Source organism: Cohnella caldifontis, from assembly GCF_029360585.1.
In the GTDB taxonomy this organism is placed as follows: Bacteria; Bacillota; Bacilli; order Paenibacillales; family Paenibacillaceae; genus Cohnella; species Cohnella caldifontis.
The window spans coordinates 1-23,223 of the sequence record NZ_JAQZSJ010000010.1 but is presented as its reverse complement, the minus strand read 5'-3'; the positions used below and the strand labels follow the sequence as shown (position 1 = coordinate 23,223).

The following is a 23,223-nucleotide window of genomic DNA, read 5'->3' as shown; positions in this document are numbered from 1 at the left end:
TGGAAGGAGGGAACGGGGCATGGCCTTGGCCCGTCAGACTGTCGTAAAATCCGCTTCGGAGATGCCTTGGTCGCGGATGCCGGATCACGTACACCTGTACCACCGGGAGATCGTATCCGCCGCGGAGGCGGATGCCCTCGGCGTCCGCGCCAGTTCGGTCCTGTGGGAGAAGATCGGGGTGGGAGGAGCGGTGCTCCCCCACTACCACGACGTGGCCGAGATCATCCATATTACGGTCGGAAAAGTCCGGCTGCTCTGCAATGGGGAATGGAAATCGTATCAGGCCGGGGACACGTTCCATGTGCCGGCCGGCGTCATCCACTCGGTCGTGAACGACGACACGCTGCCTACGGAGCAGATCAGCATCTTTATGCCCGTGGAGGAGAACGTGCCCGACAACCGGTTTTTCGGGACGACGAAGGTGCCCGTCCCGACGGAAAAACCGCTGGAACGGGCAGGGGGGTAGAAGGAGATGGCAGGCGAACGGAGCAGAGCGGTGTTGGAACGGGCACTCCCCTATCCGTATGAGTTCGAACCCGGCGCGGCGGCGCTTGTCGTCATCGACATGCAGAACGACTTCTGCTCCCCCGGCGGCTTCGGCGAACGGCTGGGGAACAACATTAAGCCCGCCAGGCGCATCGTGCCCGTCATCGAGCGCGTGTTGGCCGCCGCCCGGGCCGCGGGGCTGCAGGTCGTTCATACGCGGGAGGGGCATTTGCCGGATTTGTCCGATTGTCCTCCCGCGAAGCTGGAGAGAAGCCGGCGGCAAGGCGCGGGCATCGGAGATCCGGGGCCGATGGGGCGCATTCTGATTCGGGGGGAACCGGGGCATGCGATCCTGGACGAGCTGGCTCCGATCCCGGGCGAGACGGTCGTCGATAAACCGGGCAAAGGGGCGTTTTACCGGACAAGACTCGAATCCCTCCTGACGGAACGGGGCATCGGGTCGCTGATCCTGTGCGGAGTGACGACGCATGTCTGCGTGCATACCACCTTGCGGGAGGCCAACGACCGGGGATTCCGCTGCCTGGTGCTCGAGGATGCCTGCGCCGCATTCGATCCGGCCGACCATGAAGCCGCGATCCGCATGGTGCGGCAGCAGGGCGGCATCTTCGGGTGGACGGCCCGTTCGGAAGAATGGATCCGGTCGCTCGGCGAGCTCCGGGGGAAGGAGGCACGGCATGGAAACCTCGGATTATGAAGGATTTAGGGTGCGCGACCTGTTCGACATCCCCCATTTCAAAGATGCGGTCATGCTCGGAGGAGATGCCGGCCTGGAGAGAGCCATCACCCGAATCAACGTCATGGAAGTGCCGGATGTCGTCGACTGGGTTCGACCGGGCGAATTCCTGATGACGACCGGCTACCCGTTCAAACACGATCCGGAGGTGCTCGTGACCTTGATCGCCGAGCTGGCGCAGAGAGGGGTCGTGGCGCTTGGCGTCAAAACGAAGCGGTTTTTCGACGCGGTTCCGCCTGCCGCGGTGGAGGCCGCGAACCGGTATGGGATGCCCTTGATCGAGCTGCCGCCCGGCACCACGTTCTCCGACGTCGTAAGGGAAGTCATGGAGCGGGTATTGGTTTCGGAATCGAAGGATCTGTCCGTCCTCCAAGGCAGGGTGCAACGCCTGTCCCGCGTACTGCTGCGCGGGGACGGGCTTCCCGCTTTTCTGGAACACTTGGAACGGCTGATCGGCCATCCCGTCGCGCTGCTGGATCCGGGCGACCGTTGGACGGCGTCTCCCGCTGCGGAGGCGCTCTGCGCCGGGATCGAGGAAGCCGGCTGGGCGGAGCTGCGGGCCGACCGCGACCGGGAAACCTGCTTTCTGCCGATCCGGGGACGCAGCATGCGCGTACGGATCGCCAAAGCGACGGACGATATCGCCAGCGGCCATCTATTGATCTTGATGGAACATGAGCAGGAATGCGGAGTCGCGGATATGCTGACGCTGATTTGGGCCGGCCGTCTGATCGGCTTCGAAATCAGCAATCTGCAAGCCAGGCAAATCATCGAGGCCAAATACGTGGACCAGTTTCTCCAGGACTGGATGGCCGGCCGAATGGTCTCGGCCGTGGATTTGCGCTTGCGCGCCGAGGCATGCGGCTGCCCGCTGCAAGCGAACGCTTCCTATCTCGTCGGGGTGGTGTCCTTCCGGGACCGTCAGCCGGACGTGCGGGAGCTGCAGGGGTTGGCCAAACGCTTCCATTCGAACGGCGGGAATCGGCCGCTGGAGGCTAGGTGGACGGTGATGGAGGGCGAGCTTGCGGTTTTGATCGCCTTTCCGCCCTCCATGGGGGAAACGTTCGTTCCGGAACGAACGGAATCGATCGATGCGCTGTGGCAAAGCATGCAGAGCGTGCTGCAGGGAAAACAAGCGACGCTCTGCCTCGGAAGAACCGCCGAAAACCAGGATGCGGTGCCGGACAGCTACCGGGACGCGAAAAGAGCCGCGGAGGTCCGGGGGATCTGCGGGCTGCAGGATTCCGTCGTGCGATATGGGGAGCTAGGCGTGTATTTCTTGCTGTACCGGCTGCTCGAAACCGAAGAGCTGGCGGAATTCAGAAGGCTGTATCTTCAGCCGCTGCAGGAGCTCGACGTTCGGAACCAAGGCTCGCTGATGCAAACCTTGCGTACCTATTTCCAATGCGGCTGCAATGCCAAAGAGACGGCGGAGCGGATGTTCGTTCATTATAATACGGTCAATTACCGGCTGGAGAGGATCAAGGACGAGCTGGGGCAACGCCTGGACGATCCCGAGACGAAGCTGCTGCTGCAACTGGCGCTTAAGGTCGGGGAAATCTCGGAGACGTCCTCGTCCGCGGCAGCCGCGGAGATCGCGCATCGCAACGGGCAAGGGTCCGCCGCGAAGCGGAAGGCAGCGGACAGGCCGTATCCGGTTCGAAGGGGGATTCGGGCGCCTTGACCGCCGGGTTCCTAGGTGAGAAAGACCCCGTCGGCGATTGCCGCGGGGTCTTGTACGTCTTTTAAACGCCTTATCGATCGAAACTTTCTCTCGTTTGTTAGCCTAATTTCATGCTACAATCACGATACAAACATCGAGGGGAGTTAGGCGGCATGACTTCCTGGTTTCGCGGATGGATGAGAATATTGGCTTGGCCGGCCGAACGGATGGAGCGCCGGCTGCTCGCGGTATTCCTGTTCCTGATCGTGCTGCCGATCGGCGGGCTCGGCTACGTGTCGGCCGAACGTTATACGGAATCGATCGAACGGAATACGGTTGCGTATATGTCGCAAGTGTCGGACCGAATGATCGGCAAGCTGGACGATTATATGGAAGACATGAAGAAAATATCGATCATCCCCTCCTACGTGACCCAGATCCAGGACGGCCTCAAGCTTTCGAACCGCTTCTACGAAAACCGGCCGGCGCCGGATTCCGCAAGCGCTGACAACGGAGGGGAAAGCGTCTTGTCTGACGAGTACCGGGTGCTGCTGCAAATCCGGTCGCAGGTCGAGAACAGCATTTATTTCATGAACAACATCAAAGAAGGCACCAACACCGTCTATCTGTTCGACAGGTAGGGCATTCCTACTACGTGCTGAAAAACGAAAGCGTACGCAGCGATTTGAACTCCGTTTACGAGACTTGGCGGCAAGCCGCGCTAAAGGGCGGCGGCTCTCCGGTGCTGCTCAGCACCCAGGAGGTGGCGGGCGTCGCTTCCTCGAAGCGGTACGTGTTCACCGTCGTGCGGGAAATCGTCGGGACTTCTTATGATACGTTAGGCTTGATCGCGGTAGACGCCAATATCGGGGTGATCGAGAGCATCGTCAAGGACCTCGACCGGGTGACGCACGGGACGACGCTGATCGTGGACGACGAAGGCCGGGTCGTATTCGACAGCGAGAAGAAATATTTGGGGCAGAACATCGGACGCAGCGAGCTGCTGCAGGGCGCGACGGGCAAGGAAGGCAGCTTCCATGCCGACGTGGACGGCCGTTCCGTGCTGACGATCTATCGGCAATCGGAAAACACGGGATGGAAAATCCTCGTCACGATCCCCCGGAGCGCCCTGATGGAGGAGCCTCGCCGGATCCGGGACTTTACGCTGCTGACCGCCGGAGCGATCATCGGATTCGCGCTGCTCATTTCCATCGCGCTGACGTTCATGCTCACGCGGCCGCTCCGCTCGCTCGTCCGGGTGATGAAAGAAGTCCAATCGGGCAATCTGGACGTGGCGTTCCCGGTCAAACGCCGGGACGAGGTGGGACTCGCGGGCAGCGCGTTCAACCGGATGGTGTCCCGGATCAAATCGTTGATCGAAGACGTCTACTTGGCGGGCCAGCGGAAGCGTGAGGCCGAGCTTGCCGCGCTGCAGAGCCAGATCAACCCGCATTTCATCTACAATACGCTGGAAGCCATCCGGATGACGGCGGTCATCCGCGACGACGCGGAGGTCAGTTCCATGGCCCAATTGCTCGGCAAATTGCTGCGCTATGGAATCGGAGCGGGCTCGGAGACGGTCCCGCTCGCCAAAGAATTCGAGCATTTGGGCATGTACGTGACGCTGCTGAATTACCGGTACGGCAACAGGTTTTTCCTCACGCTGCCCGACGAGCCGGCGAACCGGGATTTGCCGGTCATGAAGCTGCTGTTTCAGCCGATCGTCGAAAACGCGGTTTACCACGGCTTGGACGAAGCGAAGCCGCGCATGCGGATCGGCATCGCTTACCGGCTGGAGGGCGCCGATCATGTGTTTACCGTCCGGGACGACGGGATCGGCATGGACGAAGCCGAGCTGGCCCGGCTGCGCCGCAGGCTGGAGGATCCTGCCGCGGCGTCCCGAGAGAACCGGGGGATCGGCCTTCGCAACGTGAACGAGCGGCTGAAGCTTCTCTTCGGAGAGACATATGGGCTGCGCATCGAAAGCCGGCCGGGAGAAGGCACCGAGGTGACCGTCCGGTTGCCGGCGGCAAGACGGGAGAAGGGAGGCGGAGGCGGTGAAAGTCGCATTGGTGGATGACGAGGAACGCATTCGCTTCGGTCTGGCCAAGCTGATCGCTCAAGCCGGCTGCGATTGCGAAGTGACGGGCGTGTACGCGGGCGGCCAGGAGCTGCTCTCGGACATTGACCGGCTGGACGCCGACCTGCTGATCACCGACATGAAAATGCCGAACATGAGCGGGCTCGAATTGATCGGGAAGCTGCGGACCCTCCGGCCGCATCTGAGATTCGCCGTGCTCAGCGGGTTCGACGACTTCCATTTCGCCCGCGAGGCGCTGCGACTGGGCGCCTTGGATTATTTGCTGAAGCCGGTGGATACGGGCGAGCTCGCGGCTTTGCTGGAGAAGGCGAAGAGACGGCTGGAGGAGGAGGTACGGGACAACCGGCCGATCCGGCCGGAGGACGGCTTGCGCCTGCTGTCGTTCGGCGATGCCGAGACGGTGCCGGCTCCTCTCCGGGAGGAAGCGTCCCGCTGGTTGGAAGAGACGGGGACGTTCCGGGACCATTATGCGGTGTTCGTCGCGCATGGCGGGGGAGCGGGAGGATCCCGGGACGTCCTCGCCGCGGCGGAAGCCTGGCACAGGGAATGGCTGGCGGAGTTGCGGGACGACGGACGGGCGGTGTTCGCCGTCGCCATCCGGGAAGGCGACCACGCCGACACCGTGAGCGAGCTGGGGCAGACGCTGCTTCGCCGCCTGCCGCCGGGATTCCGGGGCCGGATCGGCGCCAGCGACGTGTACCGGGGCGCGATCCGGCTGCGCGAGGCGTATGCCGAGGCTCTGGAGGCGGTCCGGCACGCTTGGTACGGCGACGGCGCGGCCGCGTTCGAATGCCATGCCCGACTGCCCAGGCGGAGCGAAACGGCGCTGCCGGCTCATCCGGTCGTGCTGCTCGACCGGGATTTCCGCGAAGCCGTCTCCTTGTCCGACACCGACCGGGCGCTGGCGATCTTGCGGGATTGGCTGGCAGACGCGTTCCGCGGACAGCCCGCCTGGGCGGAATTGAAATCCGCCTGCGAGACGGTCCTCGCGTTCGCCGGCGGCTCTCCCGCGGAGCAAGCTGCCGCGGCCGATCCCGAGCGGTTTCCGGATCGGGAATCGTTCATGTCCGCCTACTTGAGAGCCGTGGAGGAGAGCTTCCGCCGGCAGCGCGGCGATAAGCCGGAGAACCGCGTGATCGAGACGGTCAAAGCTTACATCCAGCGCCATTACGCCGAGGAGCTCGAGCTCAGCCGGCTGGCCGAAACGGTCTATTTGACGCCCAGCTATCTCAGCAAGCTGTTCAAGACGGAGACCGGGGAGACGATTACGGACTACCTCATATCGGTGCGCATCGAGCATGCCAAGGCACTGCTAAGGGGCCGGAACGGACTGAAAACCTACGAGGTGGGAGAACGGATCGGTTACGCCGACCCCGCGTATTTCAATAAAATTTTCAAAAAAGTCGCGGGCTGCACGCCCAAGGAGTTCCGCGACCGAGTTAGGCGATAATGATCCAAATTGAAGACAAGGAAAACAAACAGAGTCCCTTAAACCGCATAACGGATCGGAGTATAATCGCTCTTGGAAGCGTTTGCTCTTTTGAGGGAGGAGCGGCGCGGAGGTGAGGAAAGGAAAGGGGCATAGGGGATGTTCAACCTCAGCTACAACAAGCAGAAATACGTCATCCTGGCTTGTTTTTTGACGGTTCCGCTGATCCTGTTGTTGATGTTCTCCGTCTATCCGGCGCTCGCGCTGTTTTATTTCAGCTTGACGGACTGGGACGGGCTCGGCTTCGACATGCATTGGATCGGTTTCGCCAATTATAAGGATATTTTCACGCGGGCGGACATTTTCGCCGTGTTCCGGACGAACCTGTATTACTTCGTCGGCGGCCTCGTCCAGACGGCGCTCGCGCTCTGGTTCGCCGTCATTTTGAGCGATCGGCTGCGGGGACGCTACTTTTTTCAGGTCATGCTGTTCCTGCCCTACGTGCTGCACAGCGTCGCGACCGTCATCATGTTCAAAAACGTGTACCACGCGGAATACGGATCGCTGAACACGCTGCTCGGCGCGCTCGGGCTGACGGCCTGGAAGCAGATGTGGCTGGGCAACCCGCACCTCGTCAATTTTTCGCTCGCCTTCATTTCGATGTGGAAATACTTCGGGCTCAGCATGGTGATTTTCATCGGCGCGCTGCAGTCGATCCCGAAAGACTTGTACGAAGCCGCCCGGATCGACGGCGCCTCCGGATGGCAAAGCTTCCGGTTCATCACCGTGCCGAGCGTCCGCCGCGTGATCGAGCTCATGCTGATCCTGACGCTGACCGGGGCGCTGGAGGCGTTCGACATCCCCTATGTCATGATGCTTGGCGCAAACGGCACGACGACGTTCGTCATCCAGACCGTGGACATGGCGTTCAAATTCGAGAACTACGGGCTGGCTTCGGCCATGGCGGTCGTCCTGCTGCTGATCGTACTGCTCGTCATCGGGCTTCAGCGGAAACTGCTGTTCAGGGAGGGAAGATAGCCGTGGAGAGACTGGAACCTTGGTGGCTGAAGGCGCTGAAGTACGCTTCGCTGCTCCTCGCGCTGTTCGTCGTGCTGTTCCCGCTCTATTCCGTCGTGATCGGCGCGTTCAAAACCCAGGTCGAATACTACAATTCCGGTTTGCGGCTTCCGGAGAACTTCCTGAACTTCGACAACTTCAGGAAAGTATTCAAGGTCGGACGGCTCGCCTTGGCTTACAAGAACATTCTGATCATTCTCGCCGTTTCGCTGGCGGGCAACGTACTGATCGGCACGATGGTCGCCTACGCGCTGGGACGATTCGAGTTCAAGCTGAGAAAGCCGATCATGGGACTGTACCTGATCGTGCAGGTGATCCCGCTCGTCACGACGCAGGTGGCCACCGTCAGCGTGATCAAGGCGCTGGACGCCTACAATACGATTTACGCCCCGATGCTGCTGTACATGGGCGCGGACGTGCTGCAAATCATCATTTACCTGCAATTCATCCAGAATATCCCGAAGGATTTGGACGAGAGCGCGATGATCGAAGGCGCGTCCCTGTTCCGGATCTACCGCTCGGTGATCTTCCCGCTGCTCGGGCCGGCGACGGCGACGCTGGTCATCCTGAAGACGATCAGCATCTATAACGATTTTTACGTGCCGTACCTGTACATGCCGGATCGCAAGCTGGCGGTCGTTTCCGCGGCGATCTACAATTTCGTCGGCCCGAACGCCGCCCAGCTCAACGTGATCTCGGCCGGAATCTTGATCATTTTCATTCCCACGGTCATCGTGTTCCTGCTGCTGCAGCGGTTCATTTTCTCCGGGGTGACGAGCGGCGCGGTCAAATAACGATGCGTACTTCGATAGCGCTATGTTATGATAACAAGTGAATTTGTTATTTCATCGTTCGGACGGAGTGGAGCAACGGGAATGTCGAAGAAGATCACGATGCAGCAAATCGCGGATCACGTGGGCGTCTCCAAGTTCGCGGTATCCAAGGCGCTGTCGGGCAAGTCGGGCGTCAGCCCCGACACCCGGGAGAAAATCATCCAGGCCGCGACCCAGCTCGGCTATTTCGCCCAGAAGCGGAACAAACCGGCCGCGGGGCGCGGGTCCGCGGGCAAGTCCGCGCCGGGCGCGCGCCAGACGATCGTCGTGCTGATCCCCAACGTCCGTTTTCAGACGAGGCAGTCCGCCTATTGGGGCCGCATCATCGACGGGATCGCGGGGGCGCTGGAGGAGCACCGCCTGGGCATGATGATCGTGACGGAGCAGGCGACGGACCAGCTGGCGCAGCTGATCAACCCGGAAGCGGTGCTGGGCCTCATCGGGGTCGGGCTCATTTCGGGCCAGCAGCTGCTGGAAATCCGCGGGCTCGGCATTCCGTTCGTGCTCGTGGACCATGAGGATCCGCTGATCCCGTCCGATACGCTGTTCATGAACAATTACGAATGCGAGCGGCGCGTCACGAACTATTTGATCGGTCAAGGCCACCGCCGCTTCCAATTCGTCGGGAATATCCGGTTCTCCCGCAGCTTCCACGACCGCTGGCTCGGCTTCCGTTCCATGCTGGAGGAGCAGGGCATCCCGCTCGATCAACATCCGAAGCTGCTGGAGTTCGAAGCCATGAACGGTTCGGAAATGACGGATACCCTCGAGCCGGTTCTTCGCGGGCTTGCGGAGCGGGACGAGCTTCCGACCGCCTTCTTGTGCGCGAACGACGCGATCGCGATCTGCGTCATGTCGGCGCTTGCGAACATGGGGATCGACGTGCCGGGGCGGGTATCCGTCGCCGGCTTCGACAACATCGACGACGCCGCGCTGCAGGCGCCGACGCTCAGCACGGTGCATGTGAACAAAGAAGCGCTGGGCCGCCGGGCGGTCGGCACGCTGCTGTGGCGGATCGACAATCCGGACGATCCGAAGGAGAAAATTTTGCTGGCCGGAGATCTCGTCCTCCGGCAATCGACCGCGCCCGCGCATTGAGCAGGGCGGGGGCTGACCATTCGATTCGGTCGTACAAAGTGCGCGCTTGCCATGGATTCGCGGATCTGCCGAAATCCATCGTGCTTGCGTGTTTGTTTTTTGCACGGGGTGGAGTGGCAGCGTCCGCATGGGCCCCTGCATCGTCCCCCGACCCGAAAAAATGTCCGCAGCACCCGCTTCGTCTGCCGACACGATTGATGGCTGCCGTCCCGTATCGCTCGCCGACACGAAAAAAGACCGCCGTTCCCGCCTCGCTCGCCGACACGATAGATGACCGCCGTCCCGCCTCGCTCGCCGACACGATAGATAGCTGCCGTACCCACATCGCTCCCCGATACGAACCGCCGTCCCCTAGGCCGCATTCGCTAGCGGATCCGCTTGAACACGTTGATCATCGACTCTCCCTAGCAGTACCGCCTGCCGAACCTTTTGAGTACGTTTACCATCAACCTCTTACGGCAGTACTGCCTTCCACGCGCTCACCACCGCCCCTGGGATTGCATCTTCCGTCGAACCGTTCGAGTGCGTCGACCATCGTCCTCACTGGGCAGCGCCCCTCCCATTGCCATTGAGCCCAAAAATCGCCGCCAACCCGGATTGAAATGGTGAGATACCCCCGTTGACAACGACGAACCTGATGTTACAATTCAGGCTATAGAGTCGTTTTGTTAGCTAACATAATATTATTCAAGCTAACAAAATGAAATATCAGGGTGACGGGAGACGGGGATATGGGAAAAATTTGGGCGGAGACTGTGAACGGCATGACCTGGGGATGGACCGGCGTCCGCGGGACTTGGGCGGGGCCGGAGGCGGAATTTTCCATGCGGGAAATGGCGAAGCTGGGCGTGAATTGGACGGCGCTTGCGCTGGCGGCCGAGCAGGAGACGGGCCAGTCTACCGAAATTCCGTTCCGCGAGCCGCCTGCCGTAACGGATGAAGAGGTTCGCCAAGCGATCCGGTTCGCCAAATCGCTCGGCTTGAAGGTGTGCCTGAAACCGGTCGTCAATTGCGCGAACGGAACATGGCGCGCGCACATCTGCTTCTTCGAGGAGGACGTGCCGGGCGAACCGACGTGGGGCGAATGGTTCCGGGCTTACGGCGAATTCATTCTCCATTACGCGGCGATCGCGGAGCAGGAAGGCTGCGAAATGTTCTGCGTCGGCTGCGAAATGGTGCAGGCGGACCGCAGAGAGGCTGAATGGCGCCGCTTGATCGCGGACGTGCGCGACGTGTATTCGGGGCCGATCACCTATAACTGCGACAAATACCAAGAGGACCGCGTGTCCTGGTGGGACGCCGTGGACGTCATCTCCTCCAGCGGCTATTATCCGAGCGGGCAATGGGAAGCGCAGCTGGACCGAATCGAGCGGGCGGTATTGCGTTGGAACAAGCCGTTTTTCTTCATGGAAAAGGGCTGCCCGAGCCGGACGGGCTCGAGCGGGAGGCCGAACGATTGGTCGCTGGACGGCGGTCCGGACGAAGAGGAGCAGGCCCGCTGGTACGCGGAAATGTTCGAGGCCTGTTCGAAGCGGGAGTGGATGCGCGGGTATATGCTGTGGGATTGGCCCGCGAAGTTGCATGCGCGTGAAGGAGCCTCCTCCAACCGGGACTACTGCCTGTACGGCAAGAAAGCCGAGGCGACCGTGCGGGCGTTCTACCTTTCCCGCGGTGCCCGGAAAGCGGGTGACGCCCGATGATCGACCGCAAGGAAGCGGCGGCGCGTTGGCGTGCGGAGTTGGACGCGGAGCTGAAGCGCATTTTGGATTTCTGGATTCAACAAACGCCGGATGAAGAATACGGCGGTTTCGTCGGCGAAATCCGCGGCGACGGGACCCGGACGGCGGGGGCGGAGAAGGGAGTCGTGCTGAACGCCCGGATCTTATGGACGTTCTCAAGCGCCTATCGGATCCGCGGAGAAAACGTGTACTTAGCCATGGCCGAGCGGGCATATCAAGCGCTGGATGAGCGGTTCCGGGACCGGGTGCACGGCGGCCTGTTCTGGACGGTCGACGAAGCGGGCCGCCCGGTGCGGGACAAGAAACAAGTGTACGGGCAAGCGTTCGCGATTTACGCGTTGTCCGAATACGTCCGGGCGTCGGCTCCGCGCGCCGGCGAGGCGCTGGAATGGGCGAAACAGTTGTACTTGCTGCTCGAAAAACACGCTTACGACCCGGTACATCTCGGCTACGTGGAAGCGCTGGCGAGAGATTGGACCGAGACGGAGGATTTCTCGCTCAGCGGCAAAGACTTGAACGAACGGAAATCGATGAACACGCACCTGCATGTGTTAGAAGCCTATACGAACCTCTATCGGGTCTGGAAGCCGGCCGGACTGCGCGCCCGGCTGACCGAGCTGATCGACGTCCATTTGGACCGTATCCTGGATCCCGCCGCGTTTCGCTTCCGCTTGTTTTTCGACGGGGAATGGAACGCCAAATCCGGCCCCATCTCCTACGGGCACGATATCGAAGGCAGCTGGCTGCTTTGCGAAGCCGCGGAGACGCTGGGAGACGAGGCAAGGATCGAGCGGGTGGACCGGGCAGCGGTTGCCATGGCCGAGGCGGCCTTGGCGGAAGGCGTGGATCCCGACGGCGGCATGCGCAACGAGTCCGGCGTCGACGGGCATGGGGACGACGCGAAAGATTGGTGGCCGCAAGCCGAAGCGATGGTCGGGTTCCTGAACGCCTTCCGGTTGTCCGGGGACGGCCGGTTTTGGGATGCCGCGCTCGCCAGCTGGCGTTTCATCGAACGGTACGTCGTCGATCGGGAGAACGGCGAATGGTTTTGGCAAGTTTCCCGCGAGGGAATCCCGAATCGGGCTTTGCCCAAGGCCGGCCTATGGAAATGCCCGTATCACAACAGCCGGGCCTGCATGGAAGCAATGGAACGGTTATCCCGATATTCATAACCTATGAGATCCGCAAGATCGGGCCCATTGCCCAAAGCCATGCAGGCGATGGGCCCGCCTTATCCAAAGAGCAACGCTTCCGAACCGTGAACCAGGCAAACCTCGACGGACAACGCCACCAGCGCGATGCACGGCAGAATCAAGCCGAAAGAACTTCTCACCCGCAGATGGGCCGCGATCGCGCACAACATCATGATGCCGAACCAAATGCCAGACCAGAACGCCCAGGTTCCGTTCCACAATCCGATCGCCACGCCGGCAACCCCGATCAATTGCGTCCACCCGGTCACGATCCGGAACCATTGGGGGAGTTTAAGCATTTCGTAATTGTCGATTTGCCACTTCATGCCGAAAATTTTGGACAATCCCGCAAACAGAAAAACCGCAGCGATCATGAATTCGATGACCGTGGAAACCATTTTCATTCCCAACTCCTCAGATCCGTTTATTAGGGTGACGGTTCAAATCCGAACGGCGTGACAAAAAAGGAAACCCCGAAGGGCTCCCTTAGCTAGGACATCCGATTGCGAAATCGAGGGACGATTGAAGACGTACGCGATTAATCCAGTATGAAATCCGAAAGGTATGCTCGATTTTGTAACCTAAAATTATTTATTTGTTATCATAATGAGCGACAAGAAAAACAAATTCAAAACATTTTCTTCCTTGGTGGAGCCTCTATAATAGAAAATGTAAGCGATGCCAAACGGAGAAAACGGCCGAATGGCGCGCCATCACCAATTTGGGGGTAGAGAACGGATGAAGAAAATTTCGTTAGTCTCTCTCATTCTCGCGCTCGTCGTCGCGATTTTGGCCGCGTGCGGGAAAGGGGACGGCAAGGACGCCTCGGAATCGCCCTCCGCATCCTCCGCGCAGCCGTCGGCTTCCGCATCCGACAGCGCGGGAGAAAGCGCCGGTCCTTCCGCCGAAGTCGGCGGGAAAATCAAAGTGCTGACCCATCGGACCGATTTCGTGAACGACGGGACGATGGACCGCTACGTGGCCAAATTCAAAGAGAAATACCCGAACGCCGAAATCGAATTCGAAGCGCTCACGAACTACGCGGCGGACATCAAAGTCCGGCTGACGACGGGCGAAGCGGGCGACGTCAGCATGATCGACGCCAGCCTCAGCGACGCCGACTTGCCGCAATATTACGAGCCGTTGCCGGACGACTGGTTCGACAACGTCTATTTCGCCGACTTGAAAACGTACGAAGGCAAGCATTACGGCATCACGACCGGCGTCAATACGCAAGGCATCGTTTACAACAAGCAAGCGTTCGCCAAAGCCGGCATCGACAAAGTGCCGACGACGCTGGACGAACTGTATGCGGCCGCCCAGAAGCTTAAGGACGCGGGCATCGTTCCGCTGTACATGAACTACGGCGCGCAATGGCCGGTCGGCAACTGGGCCGAAGGCTCCGTGAAATACGTGGCCGGCGACATGAAGCTGTTCGACAAATACGTGACCGACGATGCGCCTTTCACGGTGGACGGTCCTTGGGGCAAGCTCATGACGATCGCCCGCACGTTCGTTCAGAAAGGCTGGGTCGAAAAGGACCTGGCGACGAACAACTGGGAGATGTCCAAAGGCGAAGTCGCGTCCGGCAAAGCCGCCATGTACTTCCTGGGCAACTGGGTCATCCCGCAGGTCATCGGCGCGGGCGCCAAATCGGAAGACATCGGGTTTTTCCCGCTGCCGTACGACAACGGCGGCAAATATAACGCTCCGCTCGGCGGCGACTATTTCATCGGCGTGAGCAAAACGAGCAAGAACAAGGAATTGGCGTTGGCCTGGGCGAAGTTCTTCGTCAAGGAATCGGGCTACGACACGGATTCCGGCTTCATGCCGGTCGACAAATCGGTGCAGCCGCAAGTGCCGCAGCTGGCGGAATTCAAAAGCTTCGGTCCGACGTTCCTGGAGGAGCAATCCACCGATCCGCGGTTCAACGACATCGCGAACAAAGCGGAAATCGATTTGTACGTCGGCAAAACGACGCAGTCGCTGATCGTCGCGAAGGATTTGCAAGCGGAATACGACAAGCTCAACCAGAAATGGGCGGCGGCCCGCAAGGCGCTCGGACTGTAACGGGTCCGGCAGCCGTCCGCGCCCCCGATCTCCCGGCCTTTCGCCGGGAGATTTTTAGTTTCCGCTCGGGCAGGAAACCATAGGGAGGACCGCCGAGGCGGCAATCCGCATCACCGATAAGGAGTGTCCTTCCAATGCGCAAATGGGGTTTGCTCGTCCTAGCCGTCTGGATCGGAACAGGTTGGACGGCAGCCGGCGGAACGGCAACGTCCGCGTCCGCGGCGGCAACCAATGATCCGGCTCCGTCACCGGCCGCTTCCCGCCATATCGCCGTCGTGATCGACGATTTCGGCAACGGGATGAAAGGCACCGAAGAAATGCTGAAGCTCCCGGTCAAATTCACCGCCGCGATCATGCCTTTCTTGCCGACAACGCGTCAGGACGCGGAGGCGGCCCACGCGATGGGCCACGACGTCATCGTGCATCTGACCATGGAGCCGATCCGGGGCAAAGCGAGCTGGCTCGGACCCGGCGCCATCCTGACGAGTCTGCCGGACGGGGAAATCCGCCGCCGGGTGGAAGCGGCCATCGCGGACGTCCCTTACGCGATCGGCATGAACAACCATATGGGTTCCCGCGCGACGGCCGACGAACGGGTCATGCGGATCGTGCTTCAAGTATGCAAAGAGAAGGGGCTGTTCTTCCTGGACAGCCGGACCTCGTGGAAGACGGTCGTGCCGAAAGTCGCGCAGGAGCTTGGAGTTCCGCTGCTGCAGAACGACGTTTTCCTGGACGACGTTTATTCGCACCGGCACGTCTCGAAGCAAATCGCTTTACTTCGCCAGCATATCCGGAAACGCGGCACGATCGTCGCGATCGGCCACGTCGGGCCTCCCGGCTTGATTACCTCCGGCGAGCTGAAGAACGCGATCCCGACGCTGCAAACGGAAGCGACGTTCGTGCGCCTCTCCGAGCTGGTGGCTTCCTCCAGCCGCGCTCAAGGGGACAAAGTACGATAGGCCAGAATACCTTGGGCGATCGCTTCCGCGATTTTCGTTTGGCCTTGCCGGGAGGTCAGCATCTCCCGGTCGCCCGGGTGGCTGAGGAAGCCGGTTTCGACGATGACGGCGGGCACTTTGGCCGTGTTCAGCAGGTAAAAGCTGCCGACCGCCTTCGGATGATACCGCGTCGATTGCTGCCGATTCAGAGCGTCTTGCAGGAACGACGCCAACGACGCGCTGGGTCCGTCGCCTTTGCGGTAGAGGACGAGCGGGCCCCGCTTGCGGCCGCCGGGACCCCAATTGACATGGACGCTGACCATCAGGCCGGCTTCGATCTCTTCGGATAACCCCCGGCGCTGGGACAAGTCCCGCCGATGGCGGGATCGCGACGGGTGCCAGCGGTTGTCGTCGCTGAGCGCGTAATCGCCCGTCCGGTTCAGCACGGCGCGGACGCCCCGGCTGCGGAGCAACAGGTACAGCTTGCGGCTGATCGCCAGGTTGATGTCGCTTTCCTTAATCTCGCCGAAGTGCGTTCCTCCGTCGATTCCGCCGTGTCCGGCGTCGATGAGCACGTCGGCGTTGGGAATCGCCCGGCGGATGTTCGGCGGAACCGCGGTATCCGTGTCCCCGGCGGGAGCGGGAGCCCAGCCCGTCAGGGCGAACGCGGATACGCAGGCCAGCAGCAAGGCGAGCGGCTTTCGGCGCATGCGCGTCTCCTTCTTTCCATGGAGTCTTTCCCGTAGCGTGGCTCCAAACCGGTCCCGGCATACGGGTTTGGAATCGGTCCCGGCGGGGAACACTAGGGCCAAGGAGAAAGGAGGCGAGCACGATGAGCGATGGCGCCGATTTTCTGAAGTACGTGACGGAGCGCGTGGTGACGTATTGGGAAACGCCGAAAGCTCCCGAAGAACGCCGGGAGCGCCGGATGAGACGGGAGCCGTGGGTGACGCGCTGGTTCGGTCAGCTGCTGCCCGTGGGGATCGGGATTTGGTTGAACAGCCGCAAAGGGGAGCGGGAAGAGGCCGCGGAAAGCCCGGGCATTTCCCAGAGCCCGGCGGATTACGCGTAAAATCGGCCTAAACGTGCCAGTTCCCGAAAGGGAACGAAGCGGAGACCGGCCATGTCAAGGGCCAAATCGAGCCGTCCGTTCTTTCCTTGGCGGAAGCCGATGACCGGAAGCGCGTAGAGCACGTCCTGGCCATACGGTTCGCTCACATAACGAAGGTGCAGGCCGCCGCGAAGACGGGTTTGCGCCTTTTCGCCGTTGCCGGCGTCGAAGGTCGGCTCGCCGGTCATCCAAGGCAGCTTGTCATAAGGGTCGAAAGTTTTGCCGACATGCAGGGAGACGGATTCGGAGAACGGTTCCGGCTCTTCCTTCGATACGGAGAGCAGCGCCCGGCTCTTCTCCCAGCCGCTCCGGTCGAACGGGAGCAGCTCGGCCGTTTTGGCGTCGAGCCAGTACAGGTCGGAACCGATGCGAACTTCCCACACCGCGGCGAATGGGTGAAAGTATAGCTTGTCGGCTGTATAAGGCGTGCCCTTGGTTCCGAGAAGCCCGTTTTCCTCCAACGATTTTTTCAAGGAAGCCGGATCGAACAAGGCGTTCGGTCCGACCCCGTATTCGCCTAAGCGATATCCGCCTTCCTCCGCCGCATGGATCACCATGTACCCGACCGTACGTCCATCCGTTTTGAGGACGGCCATCCAGCCGTGGGTGCCGGGGCCGAGCGCCTGAATGTCCGCGTCCGCCTGAGCCCAGTCCTTGAACGCGTCTTGGGCGGCGAGCATCCGCTGCCATGCTTGGACTTGAAGTTCCAGCCCGGAAGGAGCCTGCGCGGCCGACGCCTGGCCTCCTGCCGGAAAGAGGGCGGACGTCACGGAAACCCAAAATACCAAAATGGACAGCAAAATCCGAGGGGGCAGACGATGAACGCCAGAGCGGCTTATCGATTGGCGACGGATACGGTTTCGGATCAAGCGCATACACCCGCTTTTCGGTAGGGATATTGGTTCGGTCACGTTCATTGTAGGGGACAAGCTCCGCCGATGCTGTTGGTTGCTGTCAGACCGCCCGGGGCGCCGGCGGTTCTGTTTTTGCCAAAACGGCGCGAACGCCCTCGGATGGGCAAGATTCAACGCCGAAATACGGCGAACGATAACCTTTATTGCAGTCCCGGCAGGTGGAAAATGCCGCAATTCACCACGGATACGCCGACCCGCGGGCGGTACTGCCAGTCGATCTCCTCCAGCCGTTGCCTCATGCGGGCTTGCAGGGCCGCGCTCTGGTCGGGGTCGTCGCTAGCCCGTTCCAACTGCGGCCCGTAGTAGCCTTTGATCCGTTTCCGTTCCTCTCGGCGCCGTTCTTCCGCTTCTTCCGCCCAAGCGAAATCGGAGGTTTTCAGCTTCCTCTCCAGCGCGTGCTCCAATTGGGACATCGCTTTGCGGAGCGAGATCCCGTTCTTGAGCAAATGGATATTCGGCGGCAGGCGGGGGCTTAGCTTCGCCTGGTCCAGCCGTTCGAAAAACTTCTCGTCGATGATGCCGGTAGCGAGGGAGATGCCCCAGCCGTACAGTTCCTCGCGCTTCATGTCGCATTCGTAGCCGACTTTGAAGTTCACTCCGAGCCAGGCCGTATAAGGCGCCGACCTCAGCGGATCGCGGACGCCGCGCGGCGGCTCCTCGAACAGCGTCACGCAGCGGCCCGTTTGCCGGACGGCATCGAAAAACTGGTTCAGCCTGCGGGAACCGAAGTAGATTTCTTCCCGGCTCACCCGCCCCGACGGCGTCAGGAGCGAGGTCAGCGGCGTGGCGGGCACGCCGGCCTGCGGCGGCGGGGACTTCCCGAACATCCACGAGTAGGTCATCGTCTCCGGCACCGTGCCCGTGTTGTCGATGAAGCTCCAATAGAACGGCCGCCCCGTGAGCGCCCGGTCCGCCTCCGGGGACAGCTTGACGGTAATGTGGTTCGGGCTTTTCTCGATCAATTGGCTCCCCGTCGCTTCCAAATAAGCCAGCACGAATTTCTGCACCTGCCTGACGTTCAAGTTCGGCCAGCCTCCTCCCGGCTGCGGCCGCGGGCCTGCAGCACGGTGTTCCCGAGACTGTCCATCCGCCGCCGCAGATCTTCGTCGCCTTCGGATTCCAGCACCATTTTCGCCATCCTCCGCTCCCAAGACTCCTCCCGTTCCAGCCGTTCCACGATGTCATCCAGTTCGCCGATGACGGATTCGAATAGGTTGATTTTTTCATGGAGCAGGTGTACGATGTGTTCCTCGATCGTTCCGAGCGTGCACAAATTGAAAATTTTCACGTCTTCGGTCTGCCCCAGGCGATGCACCCGGCCGATCCGCTGCTCGACCCGCATCGGGTTCCAGGGCAGGTCGAAATTGACGATGTGGTGGCAAAATTGCAGGTTGATGCCTTCGCCCCCGGCTTCGGTGGCGATCATGACTTGGGCGCGGCGGCGGAACAGGTCCATCATCCAGTCTTTCTTGCCGCGGTTCATGCCGCCCCGGTAGGGAACGGCCTGCAGGCCGTGCTCGCGGAAGAAACGAAGCAAATATTCCTGCGTCGCGCGGTATTCGGTGAACACGATCGCTTTGTCGCCGATGCCCTGGATCAGCTCCATCGTTTTCTCGGCCTTCGTGTTCGCCTGGATTTGCCGGATGAGTTCGACCAGCTCCCAAATCCGCGCCCGCAGGGGAGAGTCCTCGGCCGTTTTCTTGAACAGGTTGACGAGCGTGAGGAATACGGCGTCGCGGCTGGAGCACACTTCCCGCTGCAAGGTGACGAGCGAGAGCATGCTGGCCAAGTCTCCGTTCTCGGCATAAGCATGCTGTTTGATATAATTCGTGACGCCTTCGTACAGCGCCATTTCTTCGGGGGACAAGACGAGCGGGACGTTGGTGACGAACCGCCGGGTGAACTGCACGCCGCCGTCGCTGCGCCGATTGCGGATCATGAGCTGGCCGAGGTTCTCCTGGAGCTTGTCCTCGTTTTTGGCCTCGCGCCGTCCTTTGACGAAGTTGGAATTGAACTCTCCTTCTTCGCCGAGCTGTCCGGGCTTGAGCAGCGTGATGAGGTTATAAAGCTCCCCCATGTCGTTCTGGATCGGCGTGGCGGTCAGCAGGAGACAATATTTCTTGCGCAGCTGGCTCACGAACTGGTAATTGGTCGTTCTCTTGTTTTTGAGCTTATGGGCTTCGTCTACGATTAACATGTCATACTCGTTGTCCAGCAGGATCTGGCGGTTCGGCTCCCGCTTGGCCGTGTCCATCGAAGCGACGACGATGTCGTTCTGCCAGGAATGAAGCCGCTTCTGCGGCACGGCGGGCAAGTCGAACTTCTGGCCGAGCTCGCGGACCCATTGCAGGACGAGGGACGCCGGGACCAGGATGAGCGCCTTCTTCACGAGTCCGCGGACCCAATATTCTTTGAGGATGAGGCCGGCTTCGATCGTCTTGCCGAGTCCGACTTCGTCGGCGAGAATGGCGCGGCCCCGCATCTCGTGCAGCACGCGGCGCGCGGTGTCGACCTGGTGGGCCATCGGCTCGAATGCGGGCAGCGCGCGCAGGCACTGCAGCTCATGGAAGTCGGTGACGAGCGCGGCTTCCTCGGCTTCCCGGGCCAGACGGAACATCGTCCAGTCGTCCCAAGGGCCGTTGCGCTGGACCCGGCGCTCCAAATCTTCGAAAGCGCTGCGGTCGAAGCGGAGTTCCACCAGCGGATGGATGAACCGGGCGGGCGCCTCGGCCGGCGGGGGCGCGGAAACGTCCGCGATCGCGGCGGCGCCCGTCGTTTCGGGTGCGGGATACATGCCCGAAGGCAACGGATCAAGCGTGTTCACGAACATGTCCTCCTCGCTTTCGAAAGTTCCTTTTCTTAGTATGAGCATCGGGGAGTTATTCAAAACGGCCGCGAAAAAGAGAGCGTTTGGGAGAAAATAGGAGATCGTTCGAGGTTAGCCGACACCGTTCGATGATTTATGAGTTTCGTCCTATAGCCTCACAATATGTGGTATAGTATAATGGCTTTCGTACACAATATATTGTACAATTTACATACGGGTAACAAATGGACATGAAACCTTGAAACCGCATTTATATCAAGCTTTCGGGAGAGTGATCCGGGTTGAAGACCGAACAAAAGAATCGATTGGATGGCCTAAGCGAGAAAATTTTTCTGGACCGTTACGCGCTGAAAAACGCGGACCCGAGCGGAACGAAAGTGGGGGACGTGGTGCTCGTCCTGACGAAGGACGATCCGAAATTTCCCGCCAAGGAAGTCGGGGAAGTCGTCGAGCGCAACGGCAATAAAGTCACGGTGAAGACGCGGAGCGGCAATCTCGTCGAGTCCCCCGTGGAGAAGCTGACCCTCACGATCGAGAAAACGCCGGAGCAGCTCTGGGACCGTCTCGCGGCCGCGATGGCTTCCGTCGAAACCTCTCCCGAGAAGCAGAAAGAGTGGAAGGACAAGTTCCGCTGGCTGCTCGACGAATGGAAGCTCGTGCCGGGCGGCCGCATCGCGGCGGGCGCGGGCGCCAGCGACGAGCTGACGCTGTTCAACTGCTACGTCATTCCGTCTCCGCATGACAGCCGCGGCGGCATCATGGAGACGCTGTCCGAGATGACGGAAATCATGGCCCGCGGCGGCGGCGTCGGCATCAACCTGTCTTCGCTGCGTCCGCGCCGTTCCGTCGTGAAAGGCGTGAACGGCTCTTCCTCCGGCGCGGTGTCCTGGGGCGGCCTGTTCAGCTACACGACCGGCCTGATCGAGCAAGGCGGCAGCCGCCGCGGCGCGCTGATGCTCATGATGCACGACTGGCATCCGGACGTGATGGATTTCATCACCGTGAAGCAAACGATGGGCCAAGTGACGAACGCGAACCTGTCCGTATGCGTGAGCAATGCGTTCATGAAGGCCGTCAAGGAAGACCTGGATTGGGATCTCGTATTCCCGGACAAGTCCGACCCCGAATACAACGAGCTTTGGGACGGCGACCTGGACAAGTGGAAGAAGCTCGGCAAGAAGGTCGAAGTCTACAAGACGATCCGCGCCCGCGACATGTGGCACACGATCATCGAATCCGCTTGGAAATCCGCGGAGCCGGGCGTCGTCTTCATGGAATATTACAACCAAATGTCCAACAGCTGGTACTTCAATCCGATCATCTGCACGAACCCGTGCGGCGAGCAAGGGCTGCCGGCCTGGGGCGTCTGCAACCTGTCGGCGATCAACCTGTCCCGGTTCTACGACGAAGAGAAGCATGACGTGGCTTGGGAGGAGCTCGGCAAAGTCGTCCGTTACTCCACGCGTTTCTTGGACAACGTCATCGACAAGACGCCGTACCATTTCCCGGAGAACGAGCGCAACCAGAAGAACGAGCGCCGCGTCGGCCTGGGCACGATGGGCCTGGCCGAGCTGATGATCCGCCTGGAAATCCGTTATGGCAGCGACGAATCCATGGAGTTCCTGGATAAGCTCTATGGTTTCATGGCCCGCGAAGCGTATCTGGCTTCGACCGAGATCGCGGCGGAGAAAGGCTCTTTCCCGGCGTTCGACGCCGATCTATACCTGCAAAGCGGCTTCATGAAGAACATGACCGAGGTATATCCGGAAGTCGGGGAAGCGGTCCGCAAACGCGGCATGCGCAACGTCACCGTGCTGACCCAGGCGCCGACCGGTTCGACGGGCACGATGGTGGGCACGTCCACCGGCATCGAACCTTATTTCGCCTTCGAATATTTCCGTCAAAGCCGCCTCGGCTTCGACAAGCAATACGTACCGATCGCGCAAGAGTGGAAGGACGCGCATCCGGGCGAAGAGCTGCCGGAATGGTTCGTCACCTCCATGGACCTGTCCGCGATGGACCACATCCGCGCGCAAGCGGCGATCCAGCGCTGGGTCGACAGCTCGATCTCCAAGACGGCGAACGCCCCGAACGACTTCACGGTCGAAGAGACGAAAGAGCTGTACGAAAAAGCGTTCGAGCTGGGCTGCAAAGGCGTCACGATCTACCGCGACGGCAGTCGCGACGTGCAAGTGCTGAGCACGGCGAAGGACGAGAAGAAAGAAGAGCCGAAGGCGGAAGCCGCCGCTCCGGCCCCCGCGGCAGCACCGGCTGCCGATGCTGATGCGGTTGGCGCGCTCAACGCGACGCTGAACGCGGGCGTAACGCCGACCCAGGCCCAAGTGTTCGACCGTCAATACAAGTCCCGCCCCAAAGTGCTTCGCGGCGCGACCTACAAATACAACACGCCGTTCGGCATGGCGTACATCACCGTTAACGACATCGACGGCACGCCGGGCGAAATTTTCCTGAACGTCGGCAAAGCCGGCTCGGACGTATTCGCCATGGCGGAAGCTTTGGGACGCGTCTGCTCGCTGTTCCTCCGGTACGGTGACCACGGCAACAAGGTGCAGCTGCTCGTGAAGCACCTGAAGGGCATCGGCGGCTCCGGCGCCGTCGGCTTCGGCCCGAACCGCGTCGAATCGATCGCGGACGCCGTCGCCAAAGCGCTCGAGACGCACGCCGGCATCGCCGACACCGAGCATTACGCGGTGAACGACACGCCGATCGCGGCGACCGTCGAAACCTCGGCCAGCCCGGTACTTGCCGGTCACGACCACAAGCCGTATCAATCCAAGGACCTCTGCCCGTCCTGCGGCTCGGCCTCGCTGCTGAATGTAGAGGGTTGCAAGACGTGCAGCAACTGCGGGTATAGCAAGTGCTCGTAAGAGCGGAAAGACCCCGGCGACGGGGTCGTTTTTCGTATTATCAGGTCAGCCAGAGATCTATTTTTATAGGCGTTCTATGATGGCGGTAGCCGGGAGAACGAG

20 protein-coding genes are annotated in these 23,223 nt (G+C 60.9%); 15 read left to right on the top strand and 5 right to left on the bottom strand.

Going from position 1 to position 23,223, the window contains the following annotated elements; genetic code table 11:
- The first annotated feature begins 19 nt into the window (after positions 1 to 19).
- The 11 genes from PTZ19_RS14855 to PTZ19_RS14805 all read left to right on the top strand — a co-directional run bounded on the left by PTZ19_RS14855 (position 20) and on the right by PTZ19_RS14805 (position 12,352).
- On the top strand, positions 20 to 466 hold the full coding sequence (locus PTZ19_RS14855) for a cupin domain-containing protein (RefSeq protein WP_276355863.1): 447 nt from the start codon (positions 20 to 22) through the stop codon (positions 464 to 466).
- A 6-nt stretch (positions 467 to 472) separates the two neighbouring features.
- Complete coding sequence (locus tag PTZ19_RS14850) at positions 473 to 1,201, top strand: cysteine hydrolase family protein (RefSeq protein ID WP_276355862.1); 729 nt, start codon at positions 473 to 475, stop codon at positions 1,199 to 1,201.
- Positions 1,182 to 2,924, top strand: coding sequence for a PucR family transcriptional regulator (locus tag PTZ19_RS14845; RefSeq protein ID WP_276355861.1), 1,743 nt, complete (start codon positions 1,182 to 1,184; stop codon positions 2,922 to 2,924). The genes PTZ19_RS14850 and PTZ19_RS14845 overlap by 20 nt, the downstream gene beginning before the upstream one ends.
- Positions 2,925 to 3,076: 152 nt before the next feature.
- On the top strand, positions 3,077 to 3,544 hold the full coding sequence (locus PTZ19_RS14840; protein ID WP_276355860.1) for a hypothetical protein: 468 nt from the start codon (positions 3,077 to 3,079) through the stop codon (positions 3,542 to 3,544).
- Between the two features lie 14 nt (positions 3,545 to 3,558).
- Complete coding sequence (locus tag PTZ19_RS14835) at positions 3,559 to 4,983, top strand: sensor histidine kinase (protein WP_276355859.1); 1,425 nt, start codon at positions 3,559 to 3,561, stop codon at positions 4,981 to 4,983.
- On the top strand, positions 4,961 to 6,454 hold the full coding sequence (locus tag PTZ19_RS14830) for a response regulator (RefSeq protein ID WP_276355858.1): 1,494 nt from the start codon (positions 4,961 to 4,963) through the stop codon (positions 6,452 to 6,454). Before PTZ19_RS14835 ends, PTZ19_RS14830 begins: the two co-directional genes overlap by 23 nt.
- Before the next feature lie 138 nt (positions 6,455 to 6,592).
- On the top strand, positions 6,593 to 7,471 hold the full coding sequence (locus PTZ19_RS14825; protein WP_276355857.1) for a carbohydrate ABC transporter permease: 879 nt from the start codon (positions 6,593 to 6,595) through the stop codon (positions 7,469 to 7,471).
- 2 nt (positions 7,472 to 7,473) lie between these two features.
- Entirely contained in the window at positions 7,474 to 8,304 is an 831-nt protein-coding gene (locus PTZ19_RS14820) for a carbohydrate ABC transporter permease (protein ID WP_276355856.1), read from the top strand.
- A gap of 81 nt (positions 8,305 to 8,385) precedes the next feature.
- Positions 8,386 to 9,441 (top strand): substrate-binding domain-containing protein, encoded by a 1,056-nt coding sequence (locus tag PTZ19_RS14815; RefSeq protein ID WP_276355855.1) that lies wholly within the window; start codon positions 8,386 to 8,388, stop codon positions 9,439 to 9,441.
- Positions 9,442 to 10,172: 731 nt separating this feature from the next.
- On the top strand, positions 10,173 to 11,141 hold the full coding sequence (locus PTZ19_RS14810) for a glycoside hydrolase family 113 (RefSeq protein WP_276355854.1): 969 nt from the start codon (positions 10,173 to 10,175) through the stop codon (positions 11,139 to 11,141).
- On the top strand, positions 11,138 to 12,352 hold the full coding sequence (locus PTZ19_RS14805; RefSeq protein ID WP_276355853.1) for an AGE family epimerase/isomerase: 1,215 nt from the start codon (positions 11,138 to 11,140) through the stop codon (positions 12,350 to 12,352). The genes PTZ19_RS14810 and PTZ19_RS14805 overlap by 4 nt, the downstream gene beginning before the upstream one ends.
- Before the next feature lie 59 nt (positions 12,353 to 12,411).
- Here the strand turns inward: PTZ19_RS14805 and PTZ19_RS14800 are convergent, their stop codons facing one another.
- Entirely contained in the window at positions 12,412 to 12,777 is a 366-nt protein-coding gene (locus PTZ19_RS14800; protein WP_276355852.1) for a DoxX family protein, read from the bottom strand.
- 334 nt (positions 12,778 to 13,111) lie between these two features.
- Between PTZ19_RS14800 and PTZ19_RS14795 the strand changes: the two genes are divergently transcribed.
- Both PTZ19_RS14795 and PTZ19_RS14790 read left to right on the top strand, forming a co-directional pair.
- Complete coding sequence (locus tag PTZ19_RS14795; RefSeq protein ID WP_276355851.1) at positions 13,112 to 14,443, top strand: ABC transporter substrate-binding protein; 1,332 nt, start codon at positions 13,112 to 13,114, stop codon at positions 14,441 to 14,443.
- Between the two features lie 134 nt (positions 14,444 to 14,577).
- A complete protein-coding gene (locus tag PTZ19_RS14790; protein WP_276355850.1) occupies positions 14,578 to 15,402 on the top strand; it encodes a divergent polysaccharide deacetylase family protein in 825 nt (274 codons plus the stop codon).
- Here the strand turns inward: PTZ19_RS14790 and PTZ19_RS14785 are convergent.
- A complete protein-coding gene (locus PTZ19_RS14785) occupies positions 15,381 to 16,091 on the bottom strand; it encodes an N-acetylmuramoyl-L-alanine amidase (protein WP_276355849.1) in 711 nt (236 codons plus the stop codon). The genes PTZ19_RS14790 and PTZ19_RS14785 overlap by 22 nt on opposite strands.
- Before the next feature lie 122 nt (positions 16,092 to 16,213).
- On the opposite strand from PTZ19_RS14785, the gene PTZ19_RS14780 reads away from it, so the two are divergent.
- Positions 16,214 to 16,453, top strand: coding sequence for a YqzE family protein (locus PTZ19_RS14780; RefSeq protein WP_276355848.1), 240 nt, complete (start codon positions 16,214 to 16,216; stop codon positions 16,451 to 16,453).
- Here the strand turns inward: PTZ19_RS14780 and PTZ19_RS14775 are convergent.
- The 3 genes from PTZ19_RS14775 to PTZ19_RS14765 all read right to left on the bottom strand — a co-directional run bounded on the left by PTZ19_RS14775 (position 16,444) and on the right by PTZ19_RS14765 (position 20,200).
- Positions 16,444 to 17,262, bottom strand: coding sequence for a hypothetical protein (locus PTZ19_RS14775; RefSeq protein ID WP_276355847.1), 819 nt, complete (start codon positions 17,260 to 17,262; stop codon positions 16,444 to 16,446). The genes PTZ19_RS14780 and PTZ19_RS14775 overlap by 10 nt on opposite strands.
- A 284-nt stretch (positions 17,263 to 17,546) precedes the next feature.
- Positions 17,547 to 18,428, bottom strand: a complete 882-nt coding sequence (locus PTZ19_RS14770; RefSeq protein WP_276355846.1) for a YqhG family protein — start codon at positions 18,426 to 18,428, stop codon at positions 17,547 to 17,549.
- Entirely contained in the window at positions 18,425 to 20,200 is a 1,776-nt protein-coding gene (locus tag PTZ19_RS14765; protein ID WP_422615006.1) for a DEAD/DEAH box helicase, read from the bottom strand. The genes PTZ19_RS14770 and PTZ19_RS14765 overlap by 4 nt, the downstream gene beginning before the upstream one ends.
- Before the next feature lie 314 nt (positions 20,201 to 20,514).
- On the opposite strand from PTZ19_RS14765, the gene PTZ19_RS14760 reads away from it, so the two are divergent.
- A complete protein-coding gene (locus PTZ19_RS14760) occupies positions 20,515 to 23,121 on the top strand; it encodes an adenosylcobalamin-dependent ribonucleoside-diphosphate reductase (RefSeq protein WP_276355842.1) in 2,607 nt (868 codons plus the stop codon).
- Positions 23,122 to 23,223: the final 102 nt, after the last annotated feature.

Excerpts from the sequence above, each read along its gene's own strand:
- PTZ19_RS14855 (WP_276355863.1), top strand. The coding sequence starts at position 20 with ATGGCCTTGGCCCGTCAGACTGTCGTAAAATCCGCTTCGGAGATGCCT.
- PTZ19_RS14850 (WP_276355862.1), top strand. The coding sequence starts at position 473 with ATGGCAGGCGAACGGAGCAGAGCGGTGTTGGAACGGGCACTCCCCTAT.
- PTZ19_RS14845 (WP_276355861.1), top strand. The coding sequence starts at position 1,182 with ATGGAAACCTCGGATTATGAAGGATTTAGGGTGCGCGACCTGTTCGAC.
- PTZ19_RS14840 (WP_276355860.1), top strand. The coding sequence starts at position 3,077 with ATGACTTCCTGGTTTCGCGGATGGATGAGAATATTGGCTTGGCCGGCC.
- PTZ19_RS14825 (WP_276355857.1), top strand. The coding sequence starts at position 6,593 with ATGTTCAACCTCAGCTACAACAAGCAGAAATACGTCATCCTGGCTTGT.
- PTZ19_RS14815 (WP_276355855.1), top strand. The coding sequence starts at position 8,386 with ATGTCGAAGAAGATCACGATGCAGCAAATCGCGGATCACGTGGGCGTC.
- PTZ19_RS14810 (WP_276355854.1), top strand. The coding sequence starts at position 10,173 with ATGGGAAAAATTTGGGCGGAGACTGTGAACGGCATGACCTGGGGATGG.
- PTZ19_RS14805 (WP_276355853.1), top strand. The coding sequence starts at position 11,138 with ATGATCGACCGCAAGGAAGCGGCGGCGCGTTGGCGTGCGGAGTTGGAC.
- PTZ19_RS14800 (WP_276355852.1), bottom strand. The coding sequence starts at position 12,777 with ATGAAAATGGTTTCCACGGTCATCGAATTCATGATCGCTGCGGTTTTT.
- PTZ19_RS14795 (WP_276355851.1), top strand. The coding sequence starts at position 13,112 with ATGAAGAAAATTTCGTTAGTCTCTCTCATTCTCGCGCTCGTCGTCGCG.
- PTZ19_RS14790 (WP_276355850.1), top strand. The coding sequence starts at position 14,578 with ATGCGCAAATGGGGTTTGCTCGTCCTAGCCGTCTGGATCGGAACAGGT.
- PTZ19_RS14785 (WP_276355849.1), bottom strand. The coding sequence starts at position 16,091 with ATGCGCCGAAAGCCGCTCGCCTTGCTGCTGGCCTGCGTATCCGCGTTC.
- PTZ19_RS14780 (WP_276355848.1), top strand. The coding sequence starts at position 16,214 with ATGAGCGATGGCGCCGATTTTCTGAAGTACGTGACGGAGCGCGTGGTG.
- PTZ19_RS14765 (WP_422615006.1), bottom strand. The coding sequence starts at position 20,200 with ATGTATCCCGCACCCGAAACGACGGGCGCCGCCGCGATCGCGGACGTT.